General features: G+C 68.9%; 20 protein-coding genes. 11 read left to right on the top strand and 9 right to left on the bottom strand.

The window, feature by feature from the left end; translation table 11 throughout:
• The first annotated feature begins 282 nt into the window (after positions 1-282).
• Positions 283-1,722: a multidrug transporter subunit MdtD gene (gene mdtD / locus AC1Z3O_RS27755; protein WP_483519444.1), complete on the top strand. Its 1,440-nt coding sequence runs from the start codon at positions 283-285 to the stop codon at positions 1,720-1,722.
• A gap of 41 nt (positions 1,723-1,763) precedes the next feature.
• On the opposite strand, the gene AC1Z3O_RS27750 is transcribed toward mdtD, so the two are convergent.
• Positions 1,764-2,786, bottom strand: a complete 1,023-nt coding sequence (locus tag AC1Z3O_RS27750; RefSeq protein ID WP_483519442.1) for an alpha/beta hydrolase family protein — start codon at positions 2,784-2,786, stop codon at positions 1,764-1,766.
• A 119-nt stretch (positions 2,787-2,905) separates the two neighbouring features.
• Complete coding sequence (locus AC1Z3O_RS27745) at positions 2,906-4,096, bottom strand: helix-turn-helix domain-containing protein (RefSeq protein WP_483519440.1); 1,191 nt, start codon at positions 4,094-4,096, stop codon at positions 2,906-2,908.
• Positions 4,097-4,305: 209 nt separating this feature from the next.
• Between AC1Z3O_RS27745 and pcaH the strand changes: the two genes are divergently transcribed.
• The 5 genes from pcaH to AC1Z3O_RS27720 all read left to right on the top strand — a co-directional run bounded on the left by pcaH (position 4,306) and on the right by AC1Z3O_RS27720 (position 9,600).
• Complete coding sequence (pcaH, locus tag AC1Z3O_RS27740; RefSeq protein ID WP_483519438.1) at positions 4,306-5,007, top strand: protocatechuate 3,4-dioxygenase subunit beta; 702 nt, start codon at positions 4,306-4,308, stop codon at positions 5,005-5,007.
• 3 nt (positions 5,008-5,010) lie between these two features.
• The gene (gene pcaG, locus AC1Z3O_RS27735) at positions 5,011-5,580 is read left to right on the top strand and encodes a protocatechuate 3,4-dioxygenase subunit alpha (protein WP_483519436.1); all 570 of its coding nucleotides are present in this window, start codon (positions 5,011-5,013) and stop codon (positions 5,578-5,580) included.
• A 61-nt stretch (positions 5,581-5,641) separates the two neighbouring features.
• A complete protein-coding gene (locus tag AC1Z3O_RS27730; protein ID WP_483519434.1) occupies positions 5,642-7,033 on the top strand; it encodes a 3-carboxy-cis,cis-muconate cycloisomerase in 1,392 nt (463 codons plus the stop codon).
• A gap of 115 nt (positions 7,034-7,148) precedes the next feature.
• On the top strand, positions 7,149-8,318 hold the full coding sequence (gene pcaDC / locus AC1Z3O_RS27725; RefSeq protein ID WP_483519433.1) for a bifunctional 3-oxoadipate enol-lactonase/4-carboxymuconolactone decarboxylase PcaDC: 1,170 nt from the start codon (positions 7,149-7,151) through the stop codon (positions 8,316-8,318).
• Between the two features lie 313 nt (positions 8,319-8,631).
• On the top strand, positions 8,632-9,600 hold the full coding sequence (locus AC1Z3O_RS27720; protein ID WP_483522037.1) for a methyltransferase: 969 nt from the start codon (positions 8,632-8,634) through the stop codon (positions 9,598-9,600).
• A 36-nt stretch (positions 9,601-9,636) separates the two neighbouring features.
• Here AC1Z3O_RS27720 and AC1Z3O_RS27715 read toward each other — a convergent pair whose 3' ends face one another.
• The gene (locus AC1Z3O_RS27715; protein ID WP_483519431.1) at positions 9,637-11,079 is read right to left on the bottom strand and encodes a Do family serine endopeptidase; all 1,443 of its coding nucleotides are present in this window, start codon (positions 11,077-11,079) and stop codon (positions 9,637-9,639) included.
• Positions 11,080-11,295: 216 nt separating this feature from the next.
• Between AC1Z3O_RS27715 and AC1Z3O_RS27710 the strand changes: the two genes are divergently transcribed.
• Genes AC1Z3O_RS27710 through AC1Z3O_RS27690 form a run of 5 tightly spaced genes read left to right on the top strand, consistent with a single transcriptional unit; the run spans position 11,296 to position 15,877 of the window.
• Entirely contained in the window at positions 11,296-12,516 is a 1,221-nt protein-coding gene (locus AC1Z3O_RS27710; protein WP_483519429.1) for an amino acid ABC transporter substrate-binding protein, read from the top strand.
• A 25-nt stretch (positions 12,517-12,541) separates the two neighbouring features.
• The gene (locus tag AC1Z3O_RS27705) at positions 12,542-13,405 is read left to right on the top strand and encodes a branched-chain amino acid ABC transporter permease (protein WP_483519427.1); all 864 of its coding nucleotides are present in this window, start codon (positions 12,542-12,544) and stop codon (positions 13,403-13,405) included.
• Positions 13,402-14,349, top strand: coding sequence for a branched-chain amino acid ABC transporter permease (locus tag AC1Z3O_RS27700; protein WP_483519425.1), 948 nt, complete (start codon positions 13,402-13,404; stop codon positions 14,347-14,349). The genes AC1Z3O_RS27705 and AC1Z3O_RS27700 overlap by 4 nt, the downstream gene beginning before the upstream one ends.
• Entirely contained in the window at positions 14,346-15,116 is a 771-nt protein-coding gene (locus AC1Z3O_RS27695; RefSeq protein ID WP_483519423.1) for an ABC transporter ATP-binding protein, read from the top strand. The genes AC1Z3O_RS27700 and AC1Z3O_RS27695 overlap by 4 nt, the downstream gene beginning before the upstream one ends.
• Positions 15,113-15,877, top strand: a complete 765-nt coding sequence (locus AC1Z3O_RS27690; RefSeq protein WP_483519421.1) for an ABC transporter ATP-binding protein — start codon at positions 15,113-15,115, stop codon at positions 15,875-15,877. The genes AC1Z3O_RS27695 and AC1Z3O_RS27690 overlap by 4 nt, the downstream gene beginning before the upstream one ends.
• Before the next feature lie 47 nt (positions 15,878-15,924).
• Here AC1Z3O_RS27690 and AC1Z3O_RS27685 read toward each other — a convergent pair whose 3' ends face one another.
• The 6 genes from AC1Z3O_RS27685 to AC1Z3O_RS27660 all read right to left on the bottom strand — a co-directional run bounded on the left by AC1Z3O_RS27685 (position 15,925) and on the right by AC1Z3O_RS27660 (position 25,087).
• Positions 15,925-16,518, bottom strand: a complete 594-nt coding sequence (locus tag AC1Z3O_RS27685) for a hypothetical protein (RefSeq protein WP_483519420.1) — start codon at positions 16,516-16,518, stop codon at positions 15,925-15,927.
• Positions 16,519-16,696: 178 nt separating this feature from the next.
• The gene (locus tag AC1Z3O_RS27680; RefSeq protein WP_483519419.1) at positions 16,697-19,474 is read right to left on the bottom strand and encodes a molybdopterin-dependent oxidoreductase; all 2,778 of its coding nucleotides are present in this window, start codon (positions 19,472-19,474) and stop codon (positions 16,697-16,699) included.
• A 69-nt stretch (positions 19,475-19,543) separates the two neighbouring features.
• Entirely contained in the window at positions 19,544-20,773 is a 1,230-nt protein-coding gene (locus tag AC1Z3O_RS27675) for an NAD(P)/FAD-dependent oxidoreductase (RefSeq protein ID WP_483519418.1), read from the bottom strand.
• Positions 20,770-21,150: a nitrite reductase small subunit NirD gene (gene nirD / locus AC1Z3O_RS27670; RefSeq protein ID WP_483519416.1), complete on the bottom strand. Its 381-nt coding sequence runs from the start codon at positions 21,148-21,150 to the stop codon at positions 20,770-20,772. Before nirD ends, AC1Z3O_RS27675 begins: the two co-directional genes overlap by 4 nt.
• Positions 21,151-21,166: 16 nt before the next feature.
• Entirely contained in the window at positions 21,167-23,728 is a 2,562-nt protein-coding gene (gene nirB / locus AC1Z3O_RS27665) for a nitrite reductase large subunit NirB (RefSeq protein ID WP_483519414.1), read from the bottom strand.
• A gap of 48 nt (positions 23,729-23,776) precedes the next feature.
• Positions 23,777-25,087 (bottom strand): NarK family nitrate/nitrite MFS transporter, encoded by a 1,311-nt coding sequence (locus tag AC1Z3O_RS27660; RefSeq protein WP_483519412.1) that lies wholly within the window; start codon positions 25,085-25,087, stop codon positions 23,777-23,779.
• Positions 25,088-25,511 lie beyond the last annotated feature (424 nt).

Raw genomic sequence — 25,511 nt, 5'->3', positions numbered from 1 at the left:
GCGCGCGGAATGCAGTTGTGCAAGGGTAGACCTGCTGGCCGGGCGGATCAATCGCGGGAGTCGGCGCCAGGCCCGCCGCGGTCGGGTCCGCTGGCTATGACCTCAGGCTCGCCATGACTTCATGGTGGATTATGTGTTGTCTGCATCACAATAATCCGGTCGGTCGAGGTGGCGAATGCGCGCCGGGCCGGCGCCGGAGATTTCCCCTTGTGTGCTGTGGCCGGCAGCAGTAAGGTTCCGGCTCCACCGTCGGCTGACGGCTTTCAATCCCGCGCCCCACTAATGCACCCGCCCCAGCCCCAGCACAGCGACCGCTACCGCACCGTCATGCTCTGGGTGGTGGCCGTCGGCTTCTTCATGCAGACTCTCGACTCCACCATCGTCAACACCGCCTTGCCGGCGATGGCCCGCAGCCTGGGCGAAAGCCCGCTGCGCATGCAGTCGGTGATCATCGCCTATTCGCTGACCATGGCGGTCATCATCCCGGCGTCGGGCTGGCTGGCTGACCGCTTCGGCACCCGCACCATTTTCCAGCTCGCCATCGTGCTGTTCGTGGCGGGATCGCTGCTGTGCGCCTATTCCAGCCAGCTCACCTGGCTGGTTGCGGCGCGGGTGGTGCAGGGCATCGGCGGCGCGATGCTGCTGCCGGTGGGGCGGCTGGCGGTGCTGCGTACCTTCCCGCGCGACCAGTACCTGCGTGCGCTGAGCTTCGTCGCCATCCCAGGCATGGTCGGGCCCCTGATCGGTCCGACCCTCGGCGGATGGTTGACCCAGGCGCTGTCCTGGCACTGGATCTTCCTGATCAACGTGCCGGTCGGCATCGCCGGCGGCATCGCGACGCTACGCTACATGCCCGACAGCAGGCTGGCCGGTCTCGGGCGTTTCGATCTCGGTGGCTATGTGCTGCTGGCCACCGCCATGGTGACGCTGTCCTTTTCCCTGGATGGGCTGGCCGAGCTCGGCTTCCAGCACGCTACCGTGCTGATGCTGCTGATCGGCAGCATGGCCGCGCTGACCACCTATGTGCTGCATGCCGGGCGCACGAGCCAGCCGCTGTTTCCGCTCAAGCTGTTCCACATCCATACCTTCAGCGTCGGCTTGCTGGGCAATCTGTTCGCGCGCATCGGCAACGGCGCCATGCCCTTCCTGATCCCGCTGACGCTGCAGCTGAGCCTGGGCTATTCCCCCTTCGACGCCGGCATGATGATGCTGCCGATCACCGGGGCCGGCATGCTGTCCAAGCGCCTGGCCACCAGCCTGATCGAACGCCACGGCTACCGCCGCGTGCTGGTGGCCAACACCTTCGTGGTGGGGCTGGTGATGGCCTCCTTCGCGCTGATCTCGCCGGCCCAGCCGCTGTGGCTGCTGTTGCCCCAGCTCGCGCTGTTCGGTGCGGTCAACTCGGTCCAGTTCACTGCCATGAACACCGTGACGCTCAAGGACCTGGGCACGGCCGGCGCGAGCAGCGGCAACAGCATGCTGTCGATGGTGCAGATGCTGTCGATGAGCCTGGCGGTCACCTCGGCGGGCGCCTTGCTGGCTACGTTCCAGCAGGTGTTCGGCAAGCACGGCATGACCGGCGTGCTGCCGGCCTTCCATGCCACCTTTGTCTGTGTGGGCCTGATCACGTCGGCATCTGCCTGGATCTTCCTGCAACTGTCGCCGGAAGTGCGCCTGCACGCGGCAAAGCCCGCGCATCCCGCCGACGAGTTGCCGCACTAGAGTGGACGCCGCCGCACGCCTCTGCGGATTCGCTGCGGCGGTCAAGGCAGCAGGTGCCGCGAGAAGAAGTCGGTGATCTTGCGGTTGACCACCGCGACCTCGCTGCGGTCGAAGCCGGGCGGGTCGTTCAGCAGTTCGCCCACCAGTCCGTCCAGGCCCGGCGGAGGCGGGGACAGCAGCGCGCCGTGGCCGCCGGCAGGGAGGTCGGCGACATGCTCGCAGGTCTGGCAGACCGCGAGCACGCGGTCGGCGTGGAAGCGCGGGGTCAGCCAGCGATCCTGCGCGGCCGTGACCAGGCCCAGCGGCACGGCTGGCCGTTCCAGCGACGTCATGTCGAAGTCAGCGGCGGCCGGCACGCCGGCGACCGCCGCGGCGATGCGCGGATCGGCATTGATGCGTGGCGTATCGTCGTCGAAGCGGTGACGTATCACTAGCAGGGCCAGCCATTTCTTCAATCCGTCCAGCGGGCCACCGGTCAGTTTTGTGATCAAGCCGACGCAAGACTGAAAGTCCTCCGCGATATGCTGCTCGCAATGCCGCATGAATCCGGCCGGCGACCAGCGGCCGCCGGCGAGGCTCAGCGCCGTGTGGCCGCCCGCGGACATGCCGAACACCCCCACCTTGTCGAGGTGGAGCAATGGTGCAAAGCGCGGGTCGCGGCCCATGGCGTCGATGGCGCGTGAAACCTCGGCCGGCCGGATGGTCCAGCTATCGGGGCCGGGGTCGCTGGGGTCGAGGTAGTTGTCGGCCCGGTGCTGGGGCATGGCGACGATGAAGCCGGCCTCGACCAGATCGCGAGCCAGGTCGGCGTGGACCCAGGGAGCGCCGCCCGATCCGTGCGAGATGACCACCAGGCGCCCGTTGCCCGGCAGGGGGCGGCCTTCGGCCGCCACATCCAGCATAAAGCGCCCGCGGTGCACCGGCTGGCTCGCGTCGCCAGACGGGTAATACACCGTGACGGGCCCGTCCTGGGCGGTGGCCGGCAACTCGCTCAGGCCCATCGAAGCGTGGGCGAGACTGCACAGCAATGCCAGCGCCAGGCCGGCCCAACGAAATACATGCATCGGAAACCTCTCTTTGACTGGTTCGGGAACGGGGGAGCACCCCGGTTTCCGAAGCATGTGCTGTGGCGCCGGCCGCGTCTCGCCGAAAGCGGAAAGCGCCGGCATCCGGCTGGCCGATTTCAGGAATCGGCCAGCTTCTGGCGGCGGTATTCGGTCGGCGTGAAGCCCGTGGCGGCCTTGAAGGCGCGATTGAAGGGTCCGATCGACTGGAAGCCGGCCTCCAGCGCGATGGTCAGCACCGGCAGCGTGCGCCGTGCGGGATCGCCGAGCGCCACGCGCGCTTCCTCCAGCCGGAAGCCGTTGACGAAGGCGTTGAAGTTGCGGTACCCGAGCCGCTGGTTGATAACGCGCCGCAGGCGGTATTCCGGCACGGTGAGCTGCGCGGCCAGGCTGGCGATGCTGAGGCTCTCGCTGCAGTAGGCGCGCTCGTCCGCCATCAGCCGCAGCAAGGCGTTCATCAGTTCCAGTTCGGCCTCGTTGGTCGCAAAGGGCTGGCCGGCGCCGGCCGGCAGGGCTTCGGCAGGAGGGGGCGGTGGCGCCGGCGCTTCGAGCCGGGCGGGTACGTTTCCGGCCGCGGTGCGGCGGGGCGCCGGTGGGGACGTCGGCTGAATGGCGGAAGGCGCCGGCGAGCGGGCCGATGGAAACAACTCCGTGGCAGTCATGCGCAGCATGCTGCACGCGAGCGGCACCACGATGCACAGCAGCAGCGCGGTGTCGAGCGTCGCGCCGGTGTTCGACAGCCGGCCATCGGGCGATGCCAGCCGGGCGCCAAGTTGCAGCAGGGTGTAGCCGACGCCGGCGATCACGATAAAGGCACGCAGCCGGCGCCTGCCCTCGACCAGGTCGCTGCGCCATCCGGCCGCTGCGGCGATCACCGTGAGCACGGCGAACAGTAGCGGCAAGGCGCGCTGCAAGCCCATCGTGACTGGCGCGATGGCCCAACCGCTATGTGCGAACACCGCGCAGTTCAGCGCGCCGAGCCCGGCCGCAGCGGCCCAGGCGAGCGCGTGGACGGGGCGGAAGGTGAAACCGTCGTCGAACAGTGCCTGCACGAAGATCCAGAACAGCGCGGCATTGCCCACCGCGATGCCGACCAGCGGCGCCTGCCAGAGCCGCGGTGCGGACTGCTCGAACCAGGGCGTGGCGCTCGCGACCTGCACGGCCAGGCCGGCGGCCAGCGCCACGGCTGCGCGCACCGCAGGCAGGGCAGGGCGGTCGCGCCCCAGTACCCCGGCCAGCAGCGCCAGCAGGGCCAGCACCATGCCGCGCAGCATGGCGTCGAGCAGAAGGATGGGAAGTGACATGGTCATCGGGGGCTCGCCAGGGCCGCGCAGGTCGGTACAGGCTCCGCCATGCTACCGCGATGGCGTAGTAGTCAGGTGACAGAGTCAGGCGACAGGTATCGCCCATCGTTGCTGGATCGATAAAAAGTTATCGAAATCAAACAAAATCTCAATTTACATGACTTCCTGTCGCGGTTAGAGTGCCCCAATCGATGCCCCACGGAACCCCGAACGTCATGGAAAAGCTCGCTCAGTACCGGCGTCCCTATTGGGATACGCAGCCGGAATACCGCTTCGATCCCTATGCCTCGACCCAGTCGCGCTCGCCGTCGCAGCCGCTGATCGAACTGCCGCAGACCCTGTCCGAGGTGACGGGGCCGGCGTACGGCGCCGAGTTCGTGCGCGCCGGCGACAATGACCTGACCGCCGGCCACGCCGGCGAGCCCATCGGCGAACGCATTCTCGTCAGCGGCCGCGTGCTGGACGAGAACGGCCGCCCGGTGCCCGGCGCGCTGATCGAGGTCTGGCAGGCCAACGCGGCCGGCCGCTACCTGCACAAGCGCGACCAGCACGATGCGCCGCTCGACCCGAACTTCAGCGGCGAGGGCAGGGTGGTCACCGATGCGCATGGGCGCTATCAGTTCAAGACCATCAAGCCCGGCGCCTATCCCTGGCGTAACCACCACAATGCCTGGCGGCCCCAGCACATCCATTTCTCGCTATTTGGCAACGCCTACGCCACGCGGCTGGTCACGCAGATGTATTTCCCCGGCGATCCGCTGCTGCCCTTCGACCCGATCTTCAATTGCGTGCCCGACGCCAAGGCGCGCGACCGCCTGATCGCCGCCCTGGATTGGGAAACCACGCAGCCCGAGTACGCGCTGGGCTACCGTTTCGATATCGTGCTGCGTGGCCGCGATGCCACGCCGATGGAGTAAGACATGCTGTACGCCACCCCATCCCAGACCGTCGGGCCTTATCTGCATATCGGCCTGGAAGGCCTGTACTGTGAAGACCTGACCGCGCAGGCGCCGTCGCTGGCCGCGCAACGCATCGTCATCGAAGGCCGCGTGATCGACGGCAACGGCGATCCCGTGCCGGACGGCATGGTCGAGATCTGGCAGGCCAACCCCGCCGGCCGTTACCGCCATACCGACGATGAACGCGATCTGGAACTGACGCCGGGCTTCACCGGCTTCGGCCGCGTGCCGACCGGCCCGGACGGCGACTTCCGCTTCGTCACCGTCAAGCCGGGCGTGGTGCCGGGCCCGGACGGCAAGCCGCAGGCGCCCCACCTGGTGGTGGCGGTATTCACGCGCGGCCTGCTCAAGCACGTGTCGACGCGCCTCTATTTCCCCGACGAGGCCGAGGCCAACGCGGCGGATTGGGCGCTGTCGCAGGTGCCGGCCGAACGCCGCCACACGCTGGTGGCCAAGGAAGCGGGCCCGGGGCGCCTGAGCTGGCAGATCGTGCTGCAAGGCAAGGACGAAACCGTATACTTCAGCATCTGAGCTCCGGCATTCCGACGCGGCATCGCCTCCGCCGAGAGGCGGGCCGCGCAGCCCCCTACGCATGCCTACTTCTTCCCGACTGACCGATCCCATGTTCGGCAGCCCTGCCGTGCTGGCCGCCTTCTCGGATACCGGCACGGTACGCCGCATGCTGGAGGCCGAGGGCGCGCTGGCGCGTGCCCAGGCCCGCTGCGGCGTGATCCCGGCCGCGGCCGCTGCGGCAATCTCAGCGACCTGCGCGGGCGAACCGGCCGAGGTCATCGACCTCGACGCGCTCGCCGCGGGCGCCGTGGCCGCCGGCAACCTTGCCATTCCCTTCGTGCGCCAGTTGACGGCGCGCGTGGCCGCCGCCGACGAGCCGGCCTCGCGCTTCGTGCACTGGGGCGCCACCAGCCAGGACATCATCGATACCGCCATGGCCTTGCAGTTGCGCGAGGCGCTGGCGGCCATCGAGGACGACCTGCTGGCACTCGGCGCGGCCTGCGCCGCGCTGGCCCAGGCGCACCGCGATACGCCGATGGTCGCGCGTACCTGGCTGCAGCATGCGCTGCCGATGACCTTCGGCCTGAAGGCCGCCGGCTGGCTCGACGCGCTGCGGCGCGACCTGCTGCGCCTGGGCGCGGCGCGCGCGCAGGCCGCCACGCTGCAGTTCGGCGGCGCCGCCGGCACGCTGGCCAGCCTTGGCGAGGCGGCGCCCGCCGTGGCCGAGGCCTTCGCCGCCGAACTCGGCCTGGCGCTGCCGGCACTGCCCTGGCATGCCCACCGCGACCGCTTTGCGGAGGTGGCCGCCACGCTCGGCATGCTGACCGGCACCCTTGGCAAGATGGCGCGCGACATCTCCCTGCTGATGCAGACCGAAGTGGCGGAAGTGGCCGAACCGGCGGGCCCGGGCCGCGGCGGCTCCAGCACCATGCCGCACAAGCGCAACCCGGTGGGCTGCGCGGCGGTACTGACGGCGGCGGTAAGAGTGCCGCCGCTGGTTGCCACCATGCTGGCCGGCATGGTGCAGGAGCACGAGCGCGCGCTGGGCGGCTGGCAGGCAGAATGGGACACGCTGCCGCAGATCGTGGCGCTGGCCGCCGGGGCCCTGCGCCAGATGGCGGAAGTGGCGGCCGGCCTGCAGGTCGATGCCGCACGCATGCGCACCAATCTCGACATCACGCGGGGCCTGATCCTGGGTGAGGCTGCCATGCTGGAACTGGGCGGACGCATCGGGCGGCTGCCGGCCCACCACCTGGTCGAGTCGGCCTCGCGCCGCGCCGTCGCCCAGGGCGTGACCTTGCGCGAAGCGCTGGCGCAGACCCTGGCCGAATCGCCCGACACCGCGTCATTGCTCGATGCCGCGGCGCTGGATCGCCTCAGCGACCCGGCGAACTACGCCGGACAATCCGCCCGCTTTGCCGACGCGGCCATCCAGGGCTGGCAGGCCGCGCTGGCGGCGCGGCCTGACTAGCCGCCAGCCCGCTCACCCGCCCATCCGCACAGGCATGGGGAGCGGCGCTCGCCGCTCCCCACCGTTGATCCGCACGCCGGCACCCATGCCGGCGGCACCCAGACAGGAGACCGTCTTGCCCTTCCTTGACCACGCCGGCGTCCGGCTCTACTACACCATCGAGGGCCCGGCCGCCGCGCCGGTCCTGATCTTCTCCAACTCGCTCGGCACGGACCAAGGCATGTGGGAGCCGCAGGCGCGCGCGCTGGCGGGCCGCTTCCGCGTGCTGCGCTACGACACGCGCGGCCATGGGCAATCGAGCACGCCCGCCGCGCCGTTCACGGTGGCAGAGCTTGGCGCCGATGTGCTGGCGCTGATGGATGCGCTCCATATCCGCCGTGCTGCCTTCTGCGGGCTCTCGATGGGGGGGCTGACCGGGATGTGGCTGGGCGTCAACGCGCCGCAGCGCTTCAGCCATATCGTGCTGGCCAACACCGCAGCCAAGATCGGCAATGCCGAGATGTGGAACCCGCGCATCGACGGCGTGATGCGCGACGGCATGGCGCCGCTGGTCGATGGCTCACTGCAGCGCTGGTTCACGCCCGAGTTCGCGGCCGCAGCCGGCGCAGGGCTGGACGACCTGCGCGCGGTGCTGACGCAGATCGACCCGCGCGGCTACGCCGCCAATTGCGCAGCTGTGCGCGATGCCGACCTGCGCGAGGCAGTCAAGACCATTCCCGTGCCGGTGCTCGTGATCGCCGGCAGCGCGGACCCGTCGACCAGCGCCGCGCAGGGCAGGGAACTGGCCGATGCGATTCCGGGCGCGCGCTACTGGGAGCTGCCCGCGGCGCACCTGTCCAACCGCGAGCAGCCCGAGCGATTCACCGAGGCGCTGGTCGACTTCCTTGGCAGCGGCCGCGCCGCCAGCCTGGACGACGACGCACGCTATGCGGCCGGCCTTGGCGTACGGCGGGCCGTGCTGGGCAGCGAGCACGTGGACCGCTCGCTGTCGCGCCTGACGCCGCTCAATACGGAGTTCCAGAATCTGATCACGCGCTATGCCTGGGGCGAGATCTGGACGCGCGAGGGCCTGCCGCGCCACACCCGCAGCCTGCTGACCATCGCCATGATGGTGGCGCTCAATCGCAATGAGGAACTGAAGCTGCATCTTCGTGCGGCGGCGAACAATGGCGTGACCCCGGACGAGATCAAGGAGGTGCTGCTGCAGACCGCGATCTACTGCGGCGTGCCAGCGGCGAACTCGGCCTTCCACATGGCGGGCGAGATCCTCGGCGAAGACGGCTGAACGGGTGGAGTCCTTCCCCTTGGGCTGACGATCTGGGCCGAAAATCGGGCGGGCGGCATGCGTGTGCCGCCCGCTTCCTTTTTCGCTCACCAATACGGTCCGGCTCCGGGCCAGCTGCACAGGGCTGGATTTCTGTTTTCCCGGTGCCTAGGCTTAGACCCATCGATCCGCCTGTTTCGGCATCGGGCGCGTCACCGCACATCCGTTCCTGGGGGCAATGATGCAAAGCACACCACGTGTGGATCCGCAGGAACCCGGTGCCGACGGCACATCGCAAGCGCAGCGCACGCCTGAGCGTCTTCTCCAGCTGGGCATGGGATTCTGGGCGGCGAAGACACTGCTGTCGGCGGTCGAACTTGGCGTGTTCACGCACCTGGCGCGCGCTCCGCTCGGCGCGCAGGAACTCACGTCCGTGCTCGGGCTGCATCCACGATCCGCCCTCGACTTCCTGGATGCGCTGGTCGCGTTGCAAGTGCTGGAACGCGATGACGGGACGTACCGCAATAGCGCAGACGCCGATCTCTTCCTGGACAAGGCCAAGCCGACCTATGTCGGCGGCTTGCTGGAAATGGCCAATGCCAGGCTGTACGCGTTCTGGGGTTCGCTGACCGAAGCCCTGCGCACTGGGCAGCCGCAGAACGAGGCAAAGCAGGGCGGAAGCCTGTTCGATGCGATCTACCGCGATCAGCAGTCGCTTGAGGGCTTTCTGCGGGCGATGACTGGCGTCAGCCTGGGCGCGGCCAAGGCGATGGCGGAGAAATTTCCCTGGCAGAACTACGGTTCGTTCATCGACATCGGCGCGGCGCAAGGGGCCTTGCCCGTGCAGGTCGCGCTGGCCCATCCGCATCTGCGCGGCGGCGGCTTCGATCTGCCCCAGGTCGGCCCCGTGTTCGAAGCCTACGTTGCCGCGCACGGACTGCAGGATCGGCTGCGCTTCCACCCGGGCGACTTCTTCAAGGATCCCTGCCCCTCGGCCGACGTGCTGGTGATGGGACACATCCTCCACGACTGGGACCTCGAACAGAAGCGCGAGCTTCTGGCCAAGTGCCATGCGGCGCTGCCCCCTGGCGGCTGCCTGATCGTCTATGATGCGGTGATCGACGATGCGCGCAGGCAGAATGCGTTCGGGCTGCTGATGAGCCTGAACATGCTGATCGAGACGCCGGGTGGTTTCGACTATACCGGCGCGCAATGCTGTGCCTGGATGAAGGAGGCGGGCTTCGCGCAGGCACGTGTCGAGCCGCTGGCCGGCCCGGATTCCATGGTGATCGGCACCCGCTAGCAGCGGGAGGGGACGGGGCCGGACAGGCAGCGCGCCTCAGTCGAGATCGAGCGGCACGAAGATGCGGGTATCGCCGCGCTGGATCAGCAAGGCGATCTGCTTGCCGGCCTTGGCGGCGAGCTCGCGCAGCTGGTCGCTGCTGCTGGCCGGCGTGCCATTCAGCGAGAGGATTACGTCGCCCGCCTCGATGCCGGCCTGCGCCGCGGCGCCGTCTGCCTCTTGGACGACCAGGCCGCTGTCGATGCCGCCTTGCCGTTTTTCGCCCGGGGTGAGCGGACGCACCGTGACGCCCAGGCGTGATCCCGCCTGCGGCGCCGCACTGGCCTCGGTCAGCGTGCCCACCTGGATCGCCAGCGTCATGGGCTTGCCCTTGCGATAGACCTTGACGGTCGTATGCGTTCCCGGCGCGATATCGGCCACCTGCTCGGGCAGGTCGGCCGAGCGTTCGATGGGTGCGCTACCCAATTGCACGATCACGTCGCCGGGCTTGACGCCGGCCTTGGCGGCCGGGCCTTCGGCGTCCACCTCATCCACCAGCGCGCCGGTAGGCCGGGGCAGCCCGAACGATTGCGCAAGCGCCTGGCTGACTTCCTGCACGGCCAGGCCGATATGCCCGCGCGTGACGTTGCCGTGCGCGATCAACTGCGCCTCCACCCGGACCGCCACGTCAATCGGCACGGCGAACGATAGACCCTGATAGCCGCCGGTCTCGCTGTAGATCTGCGAATTGATGCCGATCACCTCGCCGTACTGGTTGAACAGCGGGCCGCCCGAACTGCCCGGATTGACGGCGGCGTCGGTCTGGATGAAGGGCACGTAGTTCTCGTCGGGCAGCGAGCGCGACTTGGCACTGACGATCCCTGCCGTGACCGTGTTTTCGAAGCCGTAGGGCGAGCCGATCGCCAGCACGGGCTCGCCGACGCGCACGCGCGACGCATTGCCCAGCCGCACGGTGGGCAGCCCGTTTGCGTCGATGCGAAGCACCGCCACGTCGCTCGGCGTATCCACTCCGATGACCTTGGCCTTGAACTCGCGGCGGTCGATCAGCTTGACCGTCACGTCCTGGGCCTTGGCCACCAGGTGGGCATTGGTCAGGATCAGGCCGTCGGGGCTGACGATAAAGCCGGAGCCTTGGCCTTGTACCAGGGGAGGCTCTCCCTGGCCTGGGGACTGGGGGCCGAAGCGCTTGAAGAACTGGTAGAGCGGGTCGTCGGGGTCGACGCCGGTCGGGGAACCCCTGCCATCGGTCTTGCCCGATGCCGTGACGCTGATGTTGACCACGGCGGGCCCGTAGTGCGCCACGATGTCGGAGAAGTCGAGCGGTTTGCCGGGCGCGGCCACGGGATCCGCCGGCGCGGCGACGACGGCAGACCCGCCAGCCTGGGCCGCCGGCTCGCGGCGCAGGTAGGTAACGCCGCCGACGGCGATGGCCAGCGCGGCAATGGCCGTGGCAGAGCGCACAAGGGTCGGGCGGATCATGTCGGTTCGGTCTGGATGGGCCGATGGACTCGGCAGGCGCTGGCCGGCGCCATGACACAAGGCTAGGGGGGAATTCTTAAGCGAAACTTAAGGCAGTTGCGCTGCGCTGCGGCATGCGGGGCGGCGCGTCGGGGTATCGGTCGCGGGGCGCCGGCATTGCGAAAGAGCAGGAAGACACTAATATCAATTCGTAATGTTCCATGCGGAGGCTACGCCATGTCCACAGTCTGGTCACGCCTTCTGCCCGCCGCGCTCGCCGTACTGGCCCCCTTGACCCTCTTGGCCCCGGTCCGCGCCGCACTGGCACAGGATATCGTGCTGGGCGCTTCGGTCCAGTTGACCGGGCCCATGGCCAACACCGGCCGCTATTACCGCGACGCCTACCAGATTGCGATCGACAAGATCAATGCCACGGGCGGTGTCAAGATCGGTGGCCAGCCGCACAAGCTTGCGCTGAAGCTCTACGACAACCAGTCCGACGTCAACCTGAGCGTGCGCCAGTACACGCAGCTCGTCGCCGAGGACAAGGTCAACCTGCTGCTCGGGCCGTTTGCCAGCAATTTCGCGCTGGCGGATTCCGCGGTCTCCGAGAAATACAAGGTGCCGATGGTGCAGGGCGGCGGGGCCTCGGACCAGATCTTCTCACGCGGCTTCCACTATGTGTTCGGCACGCTGGCGCCGGCCAGCAATTATTTCGGTACCACGGTGGAGATGCTGCGCGCGCTGAAGCCCGCGCCGCGCTCGGTAGCGCTGCTGTATGCCGACGACGCCTTCGACGTCTCGGTGGCGGAGGGTACGCGGCCCAAGCTGAAGCAGGCAGGGCTGGTGGTGGCCATCGATGAGCGTTACAGCACCAACGCCAGCGACTTCAGTTCGCTGCTGTCGCAGATCAAGAGCAAGGGCGTGGATGCGGTGCTGGTGGCCGGGCACGAGACCGAAATCCTGAACTTCGTGCGTCAGGCCAAGAGCCTGGCCGTGGCCCCGGCCATGTATGCGTTCACCGTTGGCGTGCCGACCGAGGATTTCCGCAAGGCGCTGGGCAGGGACGCCGACTACGCCTTCGGCATGACGCCCTGGCTGCCCTCCGCGGCGCTCAAGGATCGCTGGTTCGGTGATGCTGCGCGCTTCGCGCAGGAATACAAGACCCGCTTCGGCTACGACCCGGACTACCACGCCGCCTCTGGCGTGGCGGTCGTCGAGGCGCTGGTGCAAGCACTCGAGGACGCCGGCTCCAGCGATCCGCAGAAGGTGCGCGACGCGCTGGCCAAGGTCAGCTTCGATAGCCTATACGGTCCCATCGCCTTCAGTGCCAAGGGGCAGATTGACCTGCCGCAGGTGGTGGTGCAGGTCCAGGGCAACCAGCTCGCGGAAATCTACGGCGCGCACGGTTTCGTCAAGCCGCCCAAGTATCCGATGCCGGCCTGGACCGCCCGCTGAGCGGCGCGGCAGGCAGGGTGGCAAGGTGGCGCTGCTGGCCCAGATCCTGGTGAACGGCCTGCTGCTCGGCGGGCTGTATGCCGTGATGGCGCTCGGGCTGGCGCTGGTGTGGGGGGTGCTGAACATCGTCAATCTGGCGCACGGCTCCTTCATCATGCTGGGTGCCTATGTGTCCTGGTACCTCTACACGGATGCAGGCATCGATCCCTTTCTCGGCCTTCCGCTCACCGCCGCAGCGCTGTTTGCGGTCGGCTACGTGCTGCAGCGCGGTCTCTTGAACCGCGTGGCGCGCGCGCCGATGTTCAATACGCTGCTGATCACCTTCGGCATCGAGGTGGTGTTGACCTACCTGGCGAAGCTCGTCTTCTCGGCCGACTTCCGTACCATCAACCCCGCCTATGCCGGCGACAGCATCGCGCTCGGGCCGCTGACGCTGCCGGTGGCGCGGCTGGGCGCCTTCGGCGTGGCCATCGTGGCGACAGTGGGCATGTGGCTGTTCCTGTTGCATACACGCCAGGGCCGCGCCATCCGCGCCACCGCGCAGAACCTGGTGGCCGCGCGCCTGTATGGGGTGGAGCCGCGCCACCTGTATGCGTTGACCTTCGGACTCGGGCTGTCGCTGGCGGGGATCGCCGGGGGGTTGTACGGCACCATCTCGCAGATCAATCCGTACATCGGCGCACCCCTTACCGCAAAGTGCTTCGCCATCTCGATCATCGGCGGGCTGGACAATCCGCTGGGGGTGATCGTCGGCGGGCTCCTGCTGGGCGTGGTCGAGGCCCTGGCCACGCTCTACCTCGGGCCGACCTTCGTCGACGCGGCGAGCTTCGGCGTCCTCGTGCTGGTGCTGGTGGCGCGGCCCGGCGGCCTGCTGGGGCGGACGGCATGAAACGCCGCCACGTGGCCGCGATGCTGCTGGCGCTGGCCGCGCTGGCGGGCGTGCCATGGTATGGCTCCGACGTGCTGGTCCAGTTCGGCATCAACGCGCTGCTGCTGGCGGTGCTGGCGCAAGCCTGGAACATCATCGGCGGCTATGCGGGCTATACCTCCTTCGGTAACTCCACGTTCTACGGGCTGGGCAGCTACGGCGTGGCCATCGCCATGGTGCAGTGGCACTGGCCCTTCGCGGTGGGACTGGCGTTCGGCGCGGTGCTGGCGGTGGCCTTCGCCATCCTGCTGGGCTTGCCTGTGCTGCGGCTCAAGGGACACTATTTCGCCATCGCCACGCTGGCGCTGGCACAGGTGATGGCCGCCATCGTCTCCAATGTGCCGCTGGCCGGCCAGAACATCGGCCTGGTCCTGCCGCCCCTGAACGATGACCCGCTCTTCTACGAGCTATCGCTCGGCCTGCTGGCGCTGGCCACGCTGACCGTGCTTTGGATCGGGCGCAGCCGCTTCGGCTTTGGCCTGGTGGCGATCCGCGAGAGCGAGGAGGCGGCGGCGGTGATGGGGGTCGACACCACGCGCTTCAAGGTGACGGCGTTCACCTTGTCGGGCTTGTTCAGCGCGCTGGCCGGCGGCATTCACGCCTACTGGGTGACCTTCATCGATCCCGGCAGCGCGTTCGACCTCGGGCTGAACGTCAAGATGATCATCATGGCGGTGTTCGGCGGGCCGGGCACGGCCTTCGGGCCCGTCATCGGCGCCCTGGTCCTGTCCGCGGTGTCGGAGCTGTTGTCGAGCAAGGCTACCAGCGTGGCGGGGATGTTTTTCGGGCTGGTGATCGTCGCCGCCGTAGTGCTGATGCCGCGCGGCCTGGCCGACCTGCTGCGGCGCTTCGGCAAGGCCCGCTGGCGCTACTTCAGCGAGAACCTGCGGGCGCACCGGCTATGAGCGCGATCCGGACCACCCTCCCTTCGGCCCCGGCGGCCCCGATCCTGGCGGTCAGCCACATCACGCAGCGCTTTGTGGGGCTGACCGCGCTGGACGACGTCAGCTTCGCGCTAGGAGACGGCGAGATCCTCGGGCTGATCGGCCCGAACGGGGCGGGCAAGACCACGCTGGTCAGCGTGATCAGCGGCACGCTGGCGCCGAGCGCGGGCGAGGTGCTGTACCGCGGCCAGTCCGTCACCGCGCTGCCCGCTTTCCGGCGGGCCCACCTGGGCATCGGCCGCACCTTCCAGATCATGCGGCCCTTCCCCGGCATGTCGGTGCTGGACAACGTCACGGTGGGCGCGCTGTTCGGGCGCGACGGCGGCACGCGGCGGCTGGCGCAGGCGCGCGAGCAGGCGCGCGCCTGGCTGGAGTTCGTCGGCCTGGGGCGCCAGGCGGGCGCGCGCGCCGACTCTCTCGGCGGCCCCGACCGCAAGCGCCTGGAGCTGGCCAAGGCACTGGCGATGCAGCCCAGCGTGCTGCTGTGCGACGAGGTGATGGCGGGGCTGAACCGGGTGGAGATCGAAGAGGTGATCGCGGTGATCCGCAAGGCGCGCAGCGAAGGCATCAGCGTGCTGGTGATCGAGCACGTGATCCAGGCCATCAAGAGCTTGTCGGATCGGCTTATGGTGCTGCACCACGGCCAGCTGATCGCCGACGGGGCGCCGGAGGCGGTACTGGCCGACCCCGCCGTGGTCGAGGCCTATCTCGGCAAGAGGCGGACATGAGCACGGCATCGACCACGGCGGCGAGCACGGCAGCGCAGGCCGCGCCGCTGCTCGCCGTGCGCGCGCTGGAGGCGGGCTATGGCGAGATGCGCGTGCTGCGCGGCGTCGACCTGTCGGTCGGGGCGGGTGAGATCGTGGCGCTGGTGGGCAGCAATGGCGCCGGCAAGACGACGCTGCTGCGGGCGCTCTCGCATGTGCTGCCGAGCACGGGCAGCATCGTCTTCCGCGGGCGCGACCTGGCCGGCATGACACCGGACGCGGTGTTCGGGCTGGGCCTGGTGCAGGTGCCGGAAGGCCGCCAGCTGTTCGACCGCATGACGGTGGAGGACAACCTGCTGATGGGCGCCTACCGCCGTGCCGAGCGCCGAGCAGAAAGGGACAGCGTGGCGCGCGACCTGGAACGCGCCTATGCGCTCTTCCCCCGCATCCGCGAGCGGCGGCGCCAGCTGGCGGGCAGCCTGTCGGGGGGCGAGCAGCAGATGTGCGCGATTGCGCGGGCGCTGATGGCCGCGCCCGTGCTGATGATGGTGGACGAGATGAGCCTCGGGCTGGCGCCGGTCGTGGTCGATGCCTTGCTGGAGGCGCTGGTCGCCATGCGCGGCGCGGGCGTGACCGTGCTGCTGGTGGAGCAGGACGTGCACCTGGCGCTGTCGCTGGCTGATCGCGCCTATGTGCTGGAGACCGGCGCCATCGTGCGGGAGGGGGCCGCCAGAGCGTTGATCGGCGACGCGGAGGTCAGGCGCGCCTACCTGGGCGGCTAGAGGCGCCGGCACGCGAGGCGGCCCAGGCCCGCGCAGCTCAGCGCGGTTCAGCGCGGGGCAAGCAGGCCACTCAGCGAATCCATGGTCATCGGCTGCTCTTCGCGCGGCGCGCGCCCGCTTGCTCCGGGTGCGGGCACGGCGGGGGTGGCGGGCCTGGCAGCCACCGCCAACGTGGCGGTCTGGCCGGCCGTCGGCGTGGCCAGGTCCCGCTCCATCGCCGTCTCGGCCGCAGACGCCATGGTGACGAGGGTGTTGCTGCCCATGTCGACCTGGATGTCTTCAGGGTAGTCGTAGGCTGCGCCCGAGGTAGCGTCAATGGCCACGCCGATCAGGCCGCCGAACAGGATGTTGCCGAAGGCCAGGGCCTTGGTGGAGGAGCGCACCGATGCCGTGCCGGGCTCGAGCGGGTCGAGTTCGCAGCGTACCGTCAGGTCGTCGAAGGCCCGGCTGATAGTGACAGTGCCCGGGGAGATGACCTGGTATGTCCCCTTGCTGTTGGCCAGGCGGCATTGGGCGCCGGTGACGGGTTTGGCGTCCTTGCGGGCCTCCACCCGCACGTGCTGGCTGGTGCCGCCCACGATGGACGCGCAGCCGCCGGCCAGGCCGGCACATGCCAGCAGTGGCAGTAGGGTAAAGCGCATGATTTCTCCCTGGATATCTTGTTGTCGTTGTCTTGTCCGGGCGGCGGCGGGCTGGTCCCCGTGCAGCCCGGCGATACTCTAGCGCGCCGCACGCAGGAAGGCGGGAATTTCCCCCGGATTCAGTAGGACTTGGGGCGAGGCGGGAGGGCGGCCCGCGCGTCGGCGGGCCGGGCAGCGCTCAAGCGGCGTCCGCCACCTGCAGTTCGACCAGCAGTTTCTTCAGTTCCGGCACGCAGGAGCCGCAGTTTCCGCCGGCCTTGACGCAGGCCGTGATGTCCGACGGGGTTTGCAGGCCGTGCTTGCGCACCGCATTGCAGATGGTGTTGCGGCCCACGCCGAAGCAGGAGCAGACCGTCGGGCCGGCGTCGGCGCCTTTCTCCAGCGGCTGGCCGAGCAGCAGGGCGGTGCGGTCGGTGTCCTCCAGCCGGTCCTTGGAGAACAGCGTCGCCAGCCAGGCGCGCGAGGGCAGTTCGGGGCGCGCGCTGACATAGACGCAACTCTCGATGCGGTCATCCACCACCAGGCCGGCGTGGTAGATGCCCGCGCTGCGGTCTTCGTACTCGATCCAGTCGGCATCGGGATCGGTCACACCGAGCAGGCTGCGTGCCCAGGCGCTGCGCTCGGCAACGTTGTCGCGGCCGGCGAATTCGTAGCGCGTGAACTGGCTACCCTGCACGCGCGTCCAGTAGGTCAGAGAGTCCAGCGGCAGGTTGCGGCGGCTCAGCACGAAGCCGTGCCAGTTGACGCGGAATTCCTCCACGCGCACCGGCGTGTGCTTGAACTCGGGTTCGCCCGAGAGCGGGTCGACCACCGGGTTGACCAGCGCGCCGACGCGGGCATCCGAGCTGAACTGGTCGTTCCAGTGGATGGGCACGAACACGCTGCCGCGGGGGATGCCACCGCCGTGGCGCACGCGCGCCACCATCGCGCCCCAGCGCGTGCTGACGCGGGCGAGCCTGCCTTCGCTGACGCCGGCAAGCAGGGCGTCCTGCGGGTGCATGTCGACAAAGGGCTCGGGCAGGTGCTCGCCCAGGCGCGGCGCACGGCCGGTGCGCGTCATGGTGTGCCACTGGTCGCGCACGCGGCCTGTGTTGAGCACGAGCGGGAATTCCGCATCCGGTGCATTGGCCGGGGCGCGCGGCGTGGTAGCGACGAAGCGGGCGCGGCCGTCCGCATGGGCGAAGCGGCCGTCGGCGAACAGGCGCGCCGTGCCCGCAGTTGCCGCGCCCGCCGCACCCGCCGCGCCTGGTGTGGCTGGCGCCGGCAGCGGCCACTGCACCGGTGCCAGCGCATCGTAGGCCTGCGGCGACAGCCCGGCCAGCGCGCCGATGTCGAAGGCGCGCGGCGCGCCGCCGGGGCCGCCATGATTGCGAAAGGCGCTCAGGCGGGCATGTTCGTCGAAGATCTCGTGCGGGCCCGCGTAGTCGAAGCCGCCGAAGCCCATCCGCTGCGCCACCTCGCACACCATGCGCCAGTCGGCGCGTGCCTCTCCCGGTGCGGGCAGGAAGGCGCGCTGGCGCGAGATGCGGCGTTCGGAGTTGGTCACGGTGCCGTCCTTCTCGCCCCAGCCCAGCGCCGGCAGCAGCACGTGGGCGCAGTCATTGGTATCGGTGCGCATGACGATGTCGGAAGCCACCACCAGTTCGCAACTGGCCAGCGCCCGGCGCGCCTGGTCGGCGTTTGGCAGGCTGACCAGGGGGTTGGTGGCCATCACCCAGACCGCCTTGACACGGCCGGCTTCGATCGCCTCGAACAGTTCCACCGCCTTCAGGCCCGGTTGCGAGGCCATGGCCGGGGACTGCCAGAACGCCTGCGTGATCTCGCGGTGCAGGGGGTTGGCCAGTTCCATGTGGGCCGCCAGCATATTGGCGAGGCCGCCCACCTCGCGCCCGCCCATGGCGTTGGGCTGTCCGGTCAGCGAGAAGGGGCCGGCGCCGGGCTTGCCGATGCGGCCGGTCAGCAGATGGCAGTTGATGATGCTGTTGACCTTGTCGGTGCCTGCCGAGGACTGGTTCACGCCCTGCGAGAACGCGGTGACCACCTTGGCGGTGCCCGCGAACAGCGCGTAGAAGGCACGCACGTCCTGTTCGTCGAGCCGGCAGGCGCGGGCGACCGAGGCCGGGTCGGCGCCGTCGGCGCGCGCCGCGGCGAGCGCCTCGTCAAGCCCCTCCGTATGGGCGGCCACGTAGGCCGTGTCGGCCGCGCCCTGCTCGGACAGCCAGGCCAGCAGGCCGTTGAACAGCCAGACGTCGCTGCCGGGCTTGAGCGCCAGGTGCAGGTCGGCCAGTTCGCAGGTGGCGGTGCGGCGCGGGTCGATGGCCACGATCCGCATCTGCGGGCGCGCCTCCTTGGCTCTTGCCAGGCGCTGGTACAGGATGGGATGGCACCAGGCCGTGTTCGAGCCGACCAGCACCACCAGGTCCGCCTGCTCCAGGTCCTCGTAGTTGCCGGGCACCAGGTCCTCACCGAAGGCGCGTTTGTGGCCCGCCACCGCCGAGGACATGCACAGCCGGGAGTTGGTGTCGATATTGGCGCTGCCGATGAAGCCCTTCATCAGCTTGTTGGCGACGTAGTAGTCCTCGGTCAGCAGTTGTCCCGAGACGTAGAAGGCGACAGAGTCCGGGCCATGGCGCGCGATCACGTCGGCGAAGCCGCGCGCCACGGCGTCCAGCGCCTCGTCCCAGCCGGCACGGCGCAGGCTGCCGCCGGGTTCGCGCAAGTGGGGGTGCAGCAGCCGCCCTTCCAAGCCCAGGGTTTCGCCCAGCGCCGAGCCCTTGACACACAGGCGCCCCTGGTTGGCGGCATGCGCCTGGTCGCCGCTCACCTCGATGCGGCCATCGGCCTGCAGCGTGGCACGCACGCCGCAGCCGACGCCGCAGTAGGGGCAGGTGGTGGCCGTGGCCGTGCCGGCGGCGGCCGGCGTGGCGGCAAGGACGGGGATGTCGGAGAGGTTCACGCTGTCTGTCTACCTTGGAGTGCCTTGGACTGCCTTGGACTGCCTTGGAAAGTTGCGGGGCGGGCCCGCCTAGGCGGCGAGGGCCTCGCACTGGGCGCGCCCGAACAGCAGCCGCTGGCGCATGGCGCCGACGCGGGCTCCGCTCTGGATGAGGTCGAAATACCAAGGGCCATCCTGCACGTCGCCGTACAGCACGGCGCCGACCAGGCAGCCGTCCTGCAGCACCAGCCGCTTGTAGACGCCGCGGCGGGCATCGCGCAGCACCAGGTCCTCGCTGCCTTCGCCGCCGACGAAATCGCCGGCCGAATACAGGTCGACGCCGGTCACCTTGAGCTTGGTCGCAGTCGCCTGCTGGATGTAGCGGCGGTGGCCGGCGCCGGCCAGGTGGGCCGCGCAGACGCGCGCCTGGTCCCAGATCGGCGCCACCAGGCCGAAGGTGGCGTTGCGATGCTGCACGCACTCGCCGACCGCATAGATACGCGGGTCGTAGGTCTGCAGGGTGTCGTCGACCACGATGGCGCGCTCGCAGCGCAGGCCGGCCGCCTGTGCCAGCGCGATGTTCGGCCGTACGCCGGCGGTCATCACCACCAAGTCTGCTGGGATCTCGCTGCCGTCCTTGAAACACACACCGGTGACGCGGTCCTGCCCGAGGATGCCGCTGGTCTGGGCATCGAGCAGGAAGCGCAGGCCGCGGCGCTCCAGCGCCTGCTTGAGCAATGTGGCCGCCGGCTTGTCGAGCTGGCGCTCCATCAGGCTGTCGGTCGCGTGCACCACCGTTACCTCCATGCCTTGGCGCAGCAGGCCGTTGGCGGCTTCGAGGCCGAGCAGGCCGCCGCCGATGACCACCGCGCGGCGCTGCTGGCGTGCCGCGGCGAGCATGGTCTCGACGTCCTGGATGTCGCGAAAGGCGACGACGCCTTCGAGCTGGTGCCCCGGCACGGGCAGGATGAAGGGCTTGGAGCCGGTGGCCAGCAGCAGGCGGTCATAGCGCACCTCGTGGCCCGACTGCGCCCGCACGCTGCGGCGTGGCCGGTCGATGGCGACGACCGGATCCCCTGCCAGCAGTTCGATGCCGTGCTGCGCATACCACTCGCGCGTGTTCAGCATGATGTCGTCGACCGTCTTTTCGCCGGCCAGGAGCGGCGACAGCAGGATGCGGTTGTAGTTGCCGTGTGGCTCGGCGCCGAACACCGTGATGTGGTACAGGTCCGGCGCCAGGCGCAGCAGTTCCTCGACCGTGCGCATGCCGGCCATGCCGTTGCCGACCACCACCAGGCGGGGTTTGTCCGTCGTGCTCATGCGGCCAGCTCTTCGACTTCGCGCCCCACGGCGCTGGCCGCTACCCAGACCTTGCCGCCATAGACGCGGGCGGGGTAGGCGTCCACGGAGTTCTCGGGCGCTTCCAGGCAGGCTCCGGTGCGCAGGTCGAAGTGGTGCTTGTAGATGGGCGAGGCCACCACGACGTGCTCACCGAGGTTGCCGACCAGTCCGCGCGACAGCACCGCTGCCTGGGCGTTCGGATCGTAGTTGGCGATGGCGTAGACATCCTCGCCGCGGCCGAGGCGGAAGATCGCGATCTGCTGGTCGTCCACCAGCGCGCAGACACCAGTATTGGGCACGATGTCGCGCAAGGTGCAGACGGCGGTCCAGGTTTCCGCTTGATGGGGATGGCTCATCACGTTCTCCTTTGAATCATGCTGCGTTGGCGGGCACGGCGACCACGGGAATGTGGCTCAGTCGGGATTGCTGCAATTTCCGTTCCTGCGGCGTCGCGGGGCGGATCTGGCCGCGCTCTTCCATGAAGACCAGGTTCTCGTCGTGCTGCTCGCTGTTGACGAAGTGGCGGAAGCGGCGGCGCGTCTCGGGATCGGTGACGGCACGCTTCCACTCGTCTTCATAGCTATCCACCACGCGCTGCATGTCGGCTTCCAGTTCCGCACCGATGGCCAGCTTGTCGTCGACGACCACGGCCTTCAGGTAGTCCAGACCGCCTTCGAGGTTGTCGCGCCACACGCTGGTGCGCTGCAGGCGGTCGGCCGTGCGGATGTAGAACATCAGGAAGCGGTCGATGTAGCGCAGCAGCGTGTCGCGGTCGAGGTCGCCGGCGAGCAGCTCGGCGTGGCGGGGCTTCATGCCGCCGTTGCCGCACACGTACAGGTTCCAGCCGCGCTCGGTGGCGATGACGCCCACGTCCTTGCCCTGTGCCTCGGCGCATTCGCGCGTGCAGCCGGATACGCCGAACTTGATCTTGTGCGGCGCGCGCAGGCCCTTGTAGCGGTTCTCCAGCGCGACGGCCAGGCCGACGGAATCGTCCACGCCATAGCGGCACCAGGTCGATCCCACGCACGATTTCACCGTGCGCAGCGCCTTGCCGTAGGCGTGGCCGGATTCGAAGCCGGCCGCGATCAGCTCTTCCCAGATCAGTGGCAGTTCTTCCAGGCGGGCGCCGAACATGTCGACTCGCGCGCCGCCGGTGATCTTGGTGTACAGGCCATACTTCTTGGCGATGCGGCCGACGGCGATCAGCCCGTCGGGCGTCACCTCGCCGCCCGGCATGCGCGGCACCACCGAGTAGGTGCCGTCCTTCTGGATATTGGCCAGGAAGTAATCGTTGGAATCCTGCAGCGCGGCGTGCTCCTCCTTGAGCACGAAATCATTCCAGCACGAGGCCAGGATGCTGGCCACGGTCGGCTTGCAGATGTCGCAGCCCAGCCCCTTGCCGTGGGCATCCAGCAGCGCCTCGAAGCTCTTGAACTGGCCGACCCTCACCAGGTGGAAGAGCTCCTGGCGGGAGAAGGGAAAGTGCTCGCACAGGTGGTTGTTCACCGCCATGCCCTGCTTGTGCATCTGCGCCTTCATGATCTGCGTCACCAGCGGCACGCAGCCGCCGCAGGCGGTGCCGGCCTTGGTGCACGACTTCAGTGCGCCGATGCTGGTGGCGCCGTCGTTGACCGCCGCGCAGATTTCGCCCTTGCTGACGTTGTTGCACGAGCAGATCTGCGCGCCATCGGGCAGCGCATCGGCGCCGAGCGCGGGCTTTGCCTTGCCATCGGACGAAGGCAGGATCAGGAACTCGGGCGATTCCGGCAGCTCGATGCGGTTGAGCATCATCTGCAGCAGCGTGCCGTACTCGGTGGCGTCGCCGACCAGCACGCCACCCAGCAGGTGCTTGCCGCACTCGGAGACCACCAGCTTCTTGTAAACCTGCTTGCGCTCGTCAGTGAACTGGTAGGCCCGGCTGCCCGGCACATTGCCATGCGGATCGCCGATGCTGGCCACGTCCACGCCCATCAGCTTGAGCTTGGTGCTCATGTCGGCGCCGGCAAACTCCGCGGCGTGGCCGCGCAGGTGGCGGGCGGCCACCCGGGCCATGTCGTAGCCCGGCGCGACCAGGCCGTAGATCTTGCCTTGCCACAGGGCACACTCGCCGATGGCATAGACATCGGGGTCTGACGTCAGGCAGTTGTTGTCCACGGTGATGCCGCCGCGCTCGCCCACCGCGAGTCCGGCGGCCCGCGCGAGTTCGTCGCGCGGCCGGATGCCGGCCGAGAACACGATCATGTCGGTGTCCAGGTGCGAGCCGTCCGCAAAGCGCATGCGATGCGTGCCGGCTTCGCCGTCGACGATCTCCACCGTGTTCTTGCCGGTGTGCACGCTGACGCCGAGCGCCTCGATCTTCTGGCGCAGCATGCGGCCGCCCGCGTCGTCGACCTGCACGGCCATCAGGCGCGGCGCGAACTCCACGACGTGGGTCTGGAGGTTCATGTCGCGCAGGGCCTTCGCGCATTCCAGGCCGAGCAGGCCCCCGCCGATCACCACGCCCGAAGTCGCGTGCGCACCACACGCCTGCATGGCCTCCAGGTCTTCGATGGTGCGGTAGACGAAGCAGTCCTTGCGGTCTTTGCCAGGAATCGGCGGCACGAAGGGGTAGGAGCCGGTGGCCAGGACGAGCTTGTCGTAGTGGAGCGTCTCGCCTGCCGCGGTGGTGACGGTGCGCGCGGCGGTATCGATCGACGCGGCCCGGTCGTTCAGGCGCAGCAGCATATTGCCGTGCTCGGCGAAGAAGCCGGGTGCCACCAGCGACAGGTCGTCGGCGGACTTGCCAGAGAAGAACTCGGACAGGTGCACGCGGTCATAGGCGGGGCGCGCTTCCTCGCACAGCACGGTCACGTCCATGTCCTGCGCACCGGCCTCGGCCAGACACTCCAGGAACTTGTGGCCGACCATGCCGTGCCCGACGATGATGATCTTCATGATGCTTTCCTTGTCCTGTTTCTTGCGGGAATTCCGTGGCGCGTCCGCTCAGTTCGCCAGTGCGTTGTCGTAAAGCGCTTGTTCGCTGGCCTTGTGCTCGGCGCTGAAGCGGATGGCGAGGGCGCACAGCGCCGCGGCGGTCGCCACCACGCCGAGCACCGAAAGCGTCAGCTGCACGTTGCCCAGGCTTTTGAGCAGGAAGCCGGCGGCCACCGCGCCGACGTTGCCGCCGGCGCCGATGATGCCGGCCACGCCGCCCAGCGCCTTGCGGTCGATGAAGGGCACCAGCGCATAGGTGGCGCCGCAGGCCATATGGGTGAAGAGGCCGAAAGACAGCATCGCCGCTATCGCCAGCGCAACCTGTTGCGCATGGGCGAACCACAGCAGGCCAAGGCCTTCACCCAGGATCAGCACGAACAGCAGCGTGGTGCGCGCGTCCAGCCCGCGGCGCTGCGCAGCCTTGTCGGACAGCCAGCCGCCCAGCGCGCGGGCGAACAGCGCGAGCAGGCCGAAGCTGGCAGCCGCCATGCCCGCGCTGCCCAGCGACAGGCCGAAACGGTCGACGTAGTAGCTGGCCGCGACGTTGTGGATGAACAGCTCCACGCCGAAGCAGGCGCCGTAGGTGATGAAGAGCATCCACACGCGGTAGTTCGTGCTGGCCGCGCGAAAGCTGGCCCAGCCGCCTTTCTTGCCGCCGTCGATGGCGATGCCGCGGGCCCGCAGCTCGGCGAAGTCGCCCTGCGGGCAGTCCTGCGCATAGCGCCAGTAGAGCGCGGCCACCACCAGCATCAGCACCCCCGGGACCAGCAGCGCCAGGCGCCAGCCGAGCGTGTGGTCCACGCCGAGCATCAGGATGGCGGCCAGCAGCAAGGGCATCACGCCCTGCGCGACGCCGCCGCCGGCATTGCCCCAGCCGGCCGAGGCCGCGTTGGCGGTGCCCACCACATTGGGCGCGAACATCACCGAGGTGTGGTACTGCGTGACCACGAAGCTCGCGCCCACCGCGCCGATCAGCAGGCGGAAGACGAGGAAGGTCTCGTAGTTCTGGGCTAGCGCCACGCCCAGCACCGGGATGGCGCCGAGCGTGAGCAGGCCCGTATACGTCTTGCGCGGTCCGAAACGGTCGCACATGGGGCCGATCACCAGGCGCACGAGGATGGTGACGGCCACCGCAGCGATATTGATGTTGGCAATCTGGGCCGGGCTGAGGCCGAACTCGCCCTTGAGCACCGGCATCAGCGGGGCGCAGGCGAACCAGGCGAAGAAGCAGACGAAGAAAGCCATCCACGACAGGTGGAAGGCGCGCATCTGCGGGGTGCGCAGGCTTAGCAGGTCGATCCGAGTGGCTTTGCCGTTCATGAGCGGGCTCCGGAAAAACAAAAGGCGTCCCGCGAACCGGTCGCAGACCGGTCCAAGGGACGCCGTTGTCCTGGCGCCGGCCAGATGGCATGGCCGGCGCCCTTATTGGGTAGGCAGACCGCCGTTGGCCCGCCTGACAGGACTTACGCAAGGGCTGTGCCAGGCAGCGGAAGTGATGCGCGAGTCCGGTTTCGCGGCCTGCATGCGCGCCACGCCATGGCTGTCAAGGCGCGGCGTGCGCCGCACCGGTGAATGGGCGTGGCGCCGGCACACGGATGGTGCGGTGCAATGGATCAGGCTGGTGCGCGAAATCCGCGCGAGCGGGTTAATGCCGTTCAGTTAAGGCTGGACGGCATTTTTCTGGGGCGGCGCGGGTCTGAGCGCTTTGCTTTAGCGGTGTGGGTTGATCGTGGCAAAGGCCTGT

This window comes from Cupriavidus sp. 09_S30, assembly GCF_056930435.1.
Note: the sequence above shows the minus strand (reverse complement) of the source record. Positions and strands in the feature narration are given on the sequence as shown.

Excerpts from the sequence above, each read along its gene's own strand:
- AC1Z3O_RS27710 (WP_483519429.1), top strand. The coding sequence starts at position 11,296 with ATGTCCACAGTCTGGTCACGCCTTCTGCCCGCCGCGCTCGCCGTACTG.
- AC1Z3O_RS27720 (WP_483522037.1), top strand. The coding sequence starts at position 8,632 with ATGGGATTCTGGGCGGCGAAGACACTGCTGTCGGCGGTCGAACTTGGC.
- AC1Z3O_RS27700 (WP_483519425.1), top strand. The coding sequence starts at position 13,402 with ATGAAACGCCGCCACGTGGCCGCGATGCTGCTGGCGCTGGCCGCGCTG.
- pcaH (WP_483519438.1), top strand. The coding sequence starts at position 4,306 with ATGGAAAAGCTCGCTCAGTACCGGCGTCCCTATTGGGATACGCAGCCG.
- AC1Z3O_RS27685 (WP_483519420.1), bottom strand. The coding sequence starts at position 16,518 with ATGCGCTTTACCCTACTGCCACTGCTGGCATGTGCCGGCCTGGCCGGC.
- AC1Z3O_RS27675 (WP_483519418.1), bottom strand. The coding sequence starts at position 20,773 with ATGAGCACGACGGACAAACCCCGCCTGGTGGTGGTCGGCAACGGCATG.
- pcaG (WP_483519436.1), top strand. The coding sequence starts at position 5,011 with ATGCTGTACGCCACCCCATCCCAGACCGTCGGGCCTTATCTGCATATC.
- AC1Z3O_RS27715 (WP_483519431.1), bottom strand. The coding sequence starts at position 11,079 with ATGATCCGCCCGACCCTTGTGCGCTCTGCCACGGCCATTGCCGCGCTG.
- AC1Z3O_RS27695 (WP_483519423.1), top strand. The coding sequence starts at position 14,346 with ATGAGCGCGATCCGGACCACCCTCCCTTCGGCCCCGGCGGCCCCGATC.
- AC1Z3O_RS27745 (WP_483519440.1), bottom strand. The coding sequence starts at position 4,096 with ATGACCATGTCACTTCCCATCCTTCTGCTCGACGCCATGCTGCGCGGC.
- AC1Z3O_RS27690 (WP_483519421.1), top strand. The coding sequence starts at position 15,113 with ATGAGCACGGCATCGACCACGGCGGCGAGCACGGCAGCGCAGGCCGCG.
- mdtD (WP_483519444.1), top strand. The coding sequence starts at position 283 with ATGCACCCGCCCCAGCCCCAGCACAGCGACCGCTACCGCACCGTCATG.
- nirD (WP_483519416.1), bottom strand. The coding sequence starts at position 21,150 with ATGAGCCATCCCCATCAAGCGGAAACCTGGACCGCCGTCTGCACCTTG.
- AC1Z3O_RS27660 (WP_483519412.1), bottom strand. The coding sequence starts at position 25,087 with ATGAACGGCAAAGCCACTCGGATCGACCTGCTAAGCCTGCGCACCCCG.
- AC1Z3O_RS27750 (WP_483519442.1), bottom strand. The coding sequence starts at position 2,786 with ATGCATGTATTTCGTTGGGCCGGCCTGGCGCTGGCATTGCTGTGCAGT.
- nirB (WP_483519414.1), bottom strand. The coding sequence starts at position 23,728 with ATGAAGATCATCATCGTCGGGCACGGCATGGTCGGCCACAAGTTCCTG.
- AC1Z3O_RS27730 (WP_483519434.1), top strand. The coding sequence starts at position 5,642 with ATGCCTACTTCTTCCCGACTGACCGATCCCATGTTCGGCAGCCCTGCC.